The 9,031-nt window shown below is 63.0% G+C and carries 3 protein-coding genes; 1 reads left to right on the plus strand and 2 read right to left on the minus strand.

Annotated elements, in window-relative coordinates:
* The coding region (locus LIY45_RS30225; RefSeq protein WP_226478661.1) for an efflux transporter outer membrane subunit at positions 1 to 1,427 on the minus strand (1,427 nt) is incomplete at its 3' end.
* Entirely contained in the window at positions 1,427 to 2,221 is a 795-nt protein-coding gene (locus tag LIY45_RS30230; protein ID WP_063028797.1) for a helix-turn-helix transcriptional regulator, read from the minus strand. The genes LIY45_RS30230 and LIY45_RS30225, both read right to left, overlap by 1 nt.
* Before the next feature lie 487 nt (positions 2,222 to 2,708).
* Between LIY45_RS30230 and LIY45_RS30235 the strand changes: the two genes are divergently transcribed.
* Positions 2,709 to 8,990 (plus strand): non-ribosomal peptide synthetase, encoded by a 6,282-nt coding sequence (locus tag LIY45_RS30235; protein WP_226478662.1) that lies wholly within the window; start codon positions 2,709 to 2,711, stop codon positions 8,988 to 8,990.
* The last annotated feature ends 41 nt before the right edge of the window (positions 8,991 to 9,031 follow it).

Consider the following 9,031-nt stretch of genomic DNA (forward strand, 5'->3'; position numbering starts at 1 on the left):
GAAGAAACGGATATGCCCCCGACCCCAACCCCAACCCCCGCGGAACCCAAATCCCACCCCCCTCCCAACGCCGTATACAAATTCACCTCCGCCACCAACTGCGCCAACCGATCCACAATCAACGCCTGCTGTGAACTGAACAACGACCGCTGCGCATCCAGAAACACCAGATTACTGTCCACTCCACTGCGGTACCGGTGCTGCGCCAAGTCGTAATACTTCTGGTTGGCCCGCACAAAATCCCGCTGCGCCGCCAGTTGCTCGTTATACGTCTGGCGCGCCGCCAGCCCATTCGAGACCTCCTGAAACGCCGTCTGAATCGACTTCTCATACTGCGCGACAAAGATGTTCTTCTGAATCTTCGCGTAATCCAGGCTGGCCCTCAGACTCCCCGCATTAAAGATCGGCAGATTGATCTGCGGCTGAAACGCCCAACTCCCCGACCCCCCCTGGAACAATCCCGACAGATCCTTGCTGGAGGTGCCCGCATTGGCCGTCAGCGTAACCGAAGGAAAAAACGCCGCCCGCGCCGCGCCAATATTGGCGTTGGCCGCTTGAAGCTGATACTCGGCCTGGACAATATCCGGCCGCCGTTGCAGCAGGTCCGACGGCAACCCGGCCGGCACGCGCGCCACCAGGTCGGCGGACAGCGGCTGCGCCGGCAGAGAATCCGGCACCGGGCCACCCACCAGCAACGCCAGGCTGTTGAGGTCCTGGGCCACCTGGCGCTGGTAGCGGGCAATGCTTGCTCGCGTGCTCTCGACGCTGGTCTGGGCCTGGATCACATCGATCGATGACGCCTTGCCCGCCGTTTTGCTGCGGGAGGTCAGGCGCAGGCTGTGTTCGTCCGAAGCCAGAGTCTGCTGAGCCAGGGCCAACAGTTCCTGATCGGCGCGCCAGGTCAGGTAGGCGTTGGCCACGTTGGCCACCAGGCTCAGTTGTGCACTGCGCCGGGCTTCTTCGGTGGCCAGGTATTGCAGCATCGCCTGTTCACTGAGGCTGCGCACGCGGCCGAAAAAATCCAGCTCATAGGCGCTCACGCCCAGCGTTGCGGAGTAGGTGGAGGTGATCGCCGATTTGCCGGTGCCCGTGGCACGCCGTGGGACTTTCTGCCGGTTTTCGGCACCCGTGGCAGACACCGCCGGGAACAGGTCCGCGCGCTGGATGCGGTATTGCGCCTGGAACGCTTCGACATTCAGCGCCGCCACCCGCAGGTCACGGTTATTCACCAGGGCTTGGCCAATCAACTGCCGCATCACCGGGTCACGGAACAGTTGCTGCCAGTCGGGCCCGGCGGCCGAGGGGCCCACCCGGTCCGCGTTGTACACCGGGTACTGCGCGGGCGTTGGCGCCTCGGGGCGCTGATAGTCCGGGATCAGTGAACAACCGCCAAGCACACACGCCACGCCGAGCATCAGTTTTTTCATCACGCGCCAACCATCCATTTGGCCAGGCCATGCCGGCCACTCACGCCCAGTTTGGCCGCCGCGCGCTTGAGGTAGGTTTCGATGGAGCTGTTTTTTACGCTGAGTTTCTCGGCCATCTGCGGCACGGTTCCGCCGGTCAACAATCCCAGGCACACTTCCTGTTCCCGGGCCGATAAGGTGATGTCACTGAGTGACAGGCGTTTATAGAATTCGCGCTGCAATTGCGACTGCTCCAACAGGGTTTTAGAGGGCTCGGGCGCCACCACCGCTGCCTGTCGATTGATCTGCGCATGGCGCTCGATCAAGGGCAGCAAGGTTTCCGAAAGGCTCTTGAGAAACGACAACTCCGCCAGGGAGAAGGCGCGTTGGGTGTGGGGCCGATAGAACGAAATCACGCACCGCCGATTGGCCTGGCGCGAGACCAGGTTGCACTGATGGGAAGTGCCCCGGGCATGGGTGCTGTTGGCCTTGGCATTCATCTGGATCAACAGCGGGTCGTTCATGCCGAGCATTTTTTTCAGCAGCGGATGATCGTCGCGGTGATGCAGGGTGCGCGGTGGTGGCAAGTCCTGCTTCAACCCATCGCTGCCGAGTAACTTGATATCGAGCACGCAGGCCTGGTGCTCGTCGAGGGTCCATTCACTGAGGTCCACCAGGTGAACCGGTACCAGCTTGTTGACCAGTTGCAGCATGTTCGCTGCGAAGTGTTCAGTGCCTGTGCTGGAAATCAATTCCCCCAACTCGAAATAAAAATGTGGACTTTCCATATTTCGAATACTGCTGGTCAGACTCATAGCCATCTCATCCTTGATGTCGAAAACCGTCGACGGTTGCCCCCGTCCGTGTGCAGGCCTCCCGTTCTCCTTGAACCTGGGTCGGTGCTCGAGGCTTCATTTAGCCACGGGGATTTGTCCTACGTATGTAGCGGAAACGAGGGACACAACCTGCCATAAAAAACGCGCCATTATTTCGTCATTTCTGACGGACAAATAAGGTGGGGCCGCACAGGAAGGGTGTTTTAGAGTCTATTAACTAGTTGATATAAAACGTTTTTATTGATTTATATGAAAATGCTTGGCTGTCAGGCAGCGGCCAGGGATAGCCAATTTCCTACAGCCATTTAATCGATTCAGCACTGAACCATCAGCCAACCCCGGCGCGGTACCTGGCTGTCCGGGTTTCGGGTGACATACGGTCCGCCGGGGCGATGCTTAAATCCCGTTGATTTCGCCTCAATGGGGCGTTGTGCGCCTTATCGACACCTCACATGAGAAGGATCTTATGACGCTTTTCCCCCTGACCGCCGCCCAGCGGGATATCTGGCTGGACCAACTGCGCCTCGGCGACTCGCCGCTGTACAACATCGGCGGCTATGTCGACCTCACAGGCCCGATGAATCCCGCATTGATCCAGCGGGCTATTGAGCAATTGGTGGCCAAGCACGACGCGTTGCGTACGGTGTTGCAGGTGGCGGCCGATGGCTTGCCTCGGCAGGCGTTTGCCGAGGCGATGGTGGTGTCGCTGCCGCAGCATGACGTCTCGCGGCAGCCCGATCCCGAGGCGGCGGCCGAGGCGTTGCTGCAGGCGCAAATGGCCCGGGCCTACGCGCTGCTCGACGAGCCCTTGTTCCGCTTCTTCCTGGTCAAGCTCGATGAGCAGCATTACCGCCTCGGCACCCAGGCCCATCACCTGATTCTCGACGGCTGGGGTTTCGGCCAGATGCTGCAATCCCTTGCGGGTATCTACAGCGCCCTGGAGCAAGGCCGGCAACCGGACCTGTCGGCGCCGTCCTATATCGACTTCATCGACAACGATGAACGCTATCGCGAGTCGGCCCGTTACGCCCGGGACCGCAGCTACTGGCTGGACAAATACCAGGCGCTGCCCGAGCCGCTGCTGACGCCCCGTTACCATGCCAAGGGCCAGGCACCGAGCAGCACCTGTGTGGCACCGTTTCCGGCAACGTTGCTCAACCGCATGACGCGGATGGCGAACCATTACCAGGCGTCGGCGTTCCATGTGTTATTGGCCGCGATCTACCTGTACTTCAGCCGTACCGCCCAGCGCCAGGAGTGTGTGCTTGGGCTGCCGATTCTCAACCGTTCCAACGCGCGATTCCGTTCGACCCTGGGGCTGTTTACCCAGGTCAGTGCCGTGCGCTTGCAGTTCAGCGACGACCTGCCTTTCAGCGCCTTGGTACGTGGCGTGCGCGACCAACTCAAGCAGGATTTCCGGCATCAACGTTTCCCCCTGAGCGAGATGAATCGCGAGTTGGGTTTGCTGAGCGCCAACCGTGGCCAACTGTTCGAACTGTCGGTGTCCTATGAACAGGACGACCATGAATTTCGCTACGGCCAGGCATCGGCCCGGGCGATCAAAGTCTCCAATCACCATGAGCCATTGCCGCTTGCGATTCACCTGCGCAGCAATCGCTACCACGACACGGCGTGCCTGCACTGCGTCTACAACGAGGCGTATTTCCAGCAGCACGAGGTGCAGGCCCTGGCCGAACGCCTGGTGTATCTGCTGGAGCAAGGTCTGGAAAGTCCGGCGCGGCCCCTGGCTGATTGCTCATTGATAACGCCTGAGGAAACCGCGCAGTTGCAACGCTGGAACGCCACGGCCCAAGCTTACCCGGCCGCGCAAACCCTGCACGGGCGCATCGAAACCCAGGCCGCGTTGACCCCGCATGCGGTAGCTGCGGTGTACCAGGGCCGGCGACTGACCTACGCCGCGTTGAATCAACGGGCCAATGCCCTGGCGCATCAGCTGTTGGTGCTGGGGATAAAGCCTGACGACCGTGTGGCGATCGTCGCCCGGCGTGGCCTGGAGACGCTGGTGGGGTTGCTGGGGGTTCTCAAGTCCGGCGCTTGTTATGTGCCGGTGGACCCGGCCCATCCCGCCGAGCGCCTGAACTACCTGCTCGATGACAGCGCGCCGGTGGCGGTGCTGACGCAGACCGATCTGCTCCCGCGCTTGCCGGCATTGAGCGTGCCGGTGATCAATCTGGATCACGCCACGGCGCAGTTGGCGAGCAACCCACAAGTAGCGATGACGCCCGCCAATCTTGCCTATGTGATCTACACCTCGGGCTCCACCGGCCTGCCCAAGGGCGTGATGGTGGAACACCACACCGTGGCCAATCTGGTGGACTGGCATTGCCAGGCCTTCGACTTGCACGCGGGCAGCCATACCGCCAGCGTTGCCGGATTCGGGTTTGACGCCATGGCCTGGGAAGTGTGGCCGGCGTTGTGCGTGGGGGCGACCTTGCACCTGCCGCCGGCCCACGACGGTGCCGAAGACATCGACGCACTGCTTGAGTGGTGGCGCGCTCAGCCGCTGGACGTGTGCTTCCTGCCCACGCCGGTGGCCGAGTACGCCTTCAGCCAGAACCTCGAACACCCGACCCTGCGCACCTTGCTGATTGGTGGCGACCGCCTGCGCCAGTTCAACACGGCGCGCAGTTTCGCGGTGATCAACAACTACGGTCCCACGGAAGCCACCGTGGTTGCCACCTCTGGCCTGGTTGAGGTCGGGCAGCCGCTGCACATCGGCAAGCCCATCGCAAACGCCACGGCCTATCTGCTGGACGACCAGCAGCGGCCGGTGCCCATCGGCATTGCGGGCGAGTTGTACGTCGGCGGTAAAGGCGTGGCGCGCGGCTATTTGAACCGTCCGGAAATGACTGCCGAGCGTTTCCTTGATGATCCCTTCAACCCGGGCCGCATGTACCGCACCGGCGACCTGGCGCGCTGGCTGCCGGACGGCAATCTCGAATACCTGGGGCGCAACGACGACCAGGTAAAAATTCGCGGCGTGCGTATCGAACTGGGCGAAATCGAATCCGCCCTGGCGGGTTATGAGGGTGTCACTGAAGCGGTGGTCCTTGTGCGTGAGGGGCAGTTATTGGCCTGGTTCACCGAGCATGCGCCGGTAGCGATTGAACAGCTTCGCGCTCATCTCAGATCATGCTTGCCGGATTACATGGTGCCGCAGGCCTACGTAAAACTGGACGCGTTGCCCCTGACCGCCAACGGCAAGCTCGACCGCAAGGCCTTGCCGGCACCCGGTGCCGATGCGTTTGTCAGCCGCGTCTACGAAGCCCCCCAAAGCGCCACGGAAATCACCCTGGCGCAGATCTGGGCCGAGGTGCTGCATGTCGAACAAGTGGGGCGGCATGACCATTTCTTTGAGTTGGGTGGCCATTCGTTATTGGCGGTGCAACTGGTGCAGCGCATGCGCCAGGCCGGGTTGCAGGCGGACGTGCAGGTGCTGTTCGGTCAACCGACATTGGCCGCGCTGGCGGCAGCGGTCGGCCAGGGCACCGAGCTTGAGGTGCCGGCCAACCGTGTTCCTGCCGGTTGCACATTGATTACCCCGGACCTGCTGGTGCTGGCCGAGCTGGACCCACCGACGATCGAGCGCATCGTCGCCGCCATTCCCGGTGGCGCCGCCAATGTGCAGGAGATCTACCCGCTGGCGCCGTTGCAGGAGGGCTTGCTCTATCACCACATCACCGACGAACGCGATCCGTATCAGCAACACGCGATGTTCAGCTTTGCTTGCCGTGAACAGCTGGATGCCTTCGCCCAGGCACTGCAACAGGTGATCGACCGCCATGACATCCTGCGCACCAGCCTGGCGTGGGATGCCATCGAGCAACCGATGCAAGTGGTGTGGCGCAAGGCGCTTCTGGACGTGGAACCAGTGGCCCTTCAGGGGGATTCAATCCTCGATCAACTGCGCGAACGCCAGCGGCCACTGGACTTGCGCAAGGCGCCGCTGATGGCCCTGGATTACGCCGAAGACCCGCAGAACCGCCGTTGGGTGGGCATGCTGCGTTTCCATCACCTGGTGAACGACGCCACATCAACGCAAGTACTGATGGCGGAAATCCAGGCACACCTGCTCGGCCAGCAACCGCAACTGCCGGAGCCGGTGCCCTATCGCAACGTGGTCGCCCAGACCCGTTCACCGCAGCGTCAGGCCGCACACGAAGCGTTCTTCCGCGACCGGCTGGCGGATGTCGATGAGCCAACCCTGGCCTTCGGTTTGCAGGAGCGCCAGGCGGATCGCCACGCGACCGAGGAGGCCGATATGCTGCTCCCCGACGCACTCGGCCAGCGGCTGCGTGAGCAGGCGCGCACCTTGGGTGTCAGCGCGGCGAGCCTGTTTCATCTGGCCTGGGCCCAGGTATTGGGTCGCGTCTCGGGCCGTGACGATGTGGTCTTCGGTACGGTGCTGCTGGGACGTTTGCAGGCCGGTGAGGGCGCTGACCGTGCCCTGGGCATGTTCATCAACACCTTGCCGCTGCGGGTGCGCCTGGCCGGGTTAACGGTGCGTGAGGCGATCAAGCAGACGCAGCAGCAACTCAGCGCCTTGCTCGCCCATGAGCAAGCCTCCCTGGCGTTGGCCCAGCGTTGCAGCGGCGTCACGCCGCTGTTCAACAGCCTGCTGAATTACCGGCATGCCTCGGCCGAGGCACTCCAGGAGCTGCAGCCCGGCATCCAATTGCTGAGCAGCGAAGACATCCTCAGCTACCCGCTGATGCTGACGGTGGATGACCTGGCCAGCGGTTTCCGGCTCAAGGCCAAGGCACCCCGCAAGGTCGGTGCCCAGCGCCTGCTGGACTACCTCGGCACGGTGCTGACGGGATTGGTGGAGACGCCCGAAGCGCCGCTGTTCGACGTGCAGGTGCTGCCCGCGACCGAACTGCAACAGCAACTGGTGGACTTCAACGCCAGCGAAACCGACTACCCCGCGGACCAGACCGTCCACGCCCTGTTCGAAGCCCATGCTCGGCACACCCCCCATGCAGTGGCGGTGCAGGCCGGTGAGCAACAGCTGACCTATCGCCAACTCAACGAACGCGCCAACCGCCTGGCCTATCACCTGCGCGAGCGCGGCGTGCAGCCTGATTCGCGGGTGGCGCTGTGTGTCGAGCGCGGGTTGGACCTGGTGGTGGGCTTGCTGGCCATCCTCAAGGCGGGCGGTGCCTATGTGCCGCTGGACCCGGGCTACCCCCGCGAGCGTCTCGCCTACATGCTGCAAGACAGCGCGCCGGTGGCGTTGCTGGTACACGGCGCGACCCGTGATTTGCCAGGGGAGGTGTCGATACCGGTGATCGACTTCGACCACTGCGCCTGGCAGCACGCGCCCGAAGGCAACCCCTTGGTGCCGGGGCTGAGCGTCGGCAACCTGGCATACGTGATGTACACCTCCGGCTCCACTGGCACGCCCAAGGGCGTGATGATCGAGCATCGCGGCCTGGGCAACCTGATGCACTGGGGTTCGCAACTGTGCCCGAATGCCGAGGGTGGCGCGTTGTTGCAGCGGGCACCGTTCAGTTTTGACGGTTCGGTGTGGGAGCTGTTCTGGCCGTTGACCAATGGCATGCGCCTGGTTTTGGCGCGTCCCGATGGGCACCGTGAACCGGCGTACCTGGCGCAGGTGATTCGTGAGCAACAGATCAGCGTGATCAAGTTTGTGCCGGCGATGTTGCAGCAGTTTCTGGAACTGGAGGAGTCCGCTTACTGCACCAGCCTGACCGACGTCTTATGCGGTGGCGGCGAGTTGACCGAAGCCCTGGCGCGTGGGGTTCAGGCGCGGTTGCCCGGGGTGCGTTTGCACAACGTTTATGGGCCGACCGAGGCGACGGTGGACAGCAGCGCCTGGACCCTGGAGCCGGGAGCGCCGGTGCCCGCGTTGCAGTTGCCGATAGGGCGGGCGATCAGCAATACCCGGTTGTATGTGCTGGACGAGCATGACCGGCCGGTGCCGCTGGGGTGCAGTGGGCAGTTGCATATCGGCGGGGTGGGCGTGGCTCGCGGGTATCTGGGGTTGGCGCAGATGACGGCGGAGCGGTTTATTGATAGTCCGTTTGTGGCGGGGGATCGGTTGTATCGCACCGGGGATCTGGTGCGGTATTTGCCGGATGGGAATCTGGAGTTTCTGGGGCGCAATGACTTTCAGGTGAAGCTGCGTGGGGTGCGGCTGGAGCTGGGGGAGGTGGAGGCGCGGTTGGCGGCGCATCCTGCGTTGCGTGAGGTGGCGGTGTTGATTCGGGATGAGCGGTTGGTGGCGTATTTCACCGTGCGTGACGCGGTGCCGGGGCTTGAGGCGTTGCGTCGTTACATGGTGGAGGGGTTGCCTGAGTACATGGTGCCTTCGGCGTTTGTGCACATGGAGGCGTGGCCGCTTAATCCGGCGGGGAAGCTGGACCGCAAGGGGTTGCCGGCGCCTGGGGTGGACGCGGTGTTGAGCCGTGCCTATGAGCCGCCTCGGGGGGAGGTGGAGACGGTGATTGCTGGGGTTTGGGCGGAGGTGTTGAAGCTGGATCGGGTGGGGCGTCAGGATCATTTCTTTGAGTTGGGGGGGCATTCGTTGTTGGCCGTGGGGGTGGTGGCGCGGATGCGTAAGGCGGGGTTGGAGGTGGATGCTCGCTCGTTGTTCAGTCAGCCGACGGTGGTGGGGTTGGCGGGGGTGGTTGGGAGGCGGGTGGAGCGGGTGGCTGTGGCGCCTGCGGTGGGGATTCCGCAGTTGGGGCGTAGACGCAGGATTTGAGTGGTGGTGTGGTGTACATATCCGTTTCTTCGGTCGCGGCG

The sequence above is a fragment of the Pseudomonas sp. MWU16-30323 genome (assembly GCF_020515595.1).
Lineage (GTDB): Bacteria > Pseudomonadota > Gammaproteobacteria > Pseudomonadales > Pseudomonadaceae > Aquipseudomonas > Aquipseudomonas yamanorum.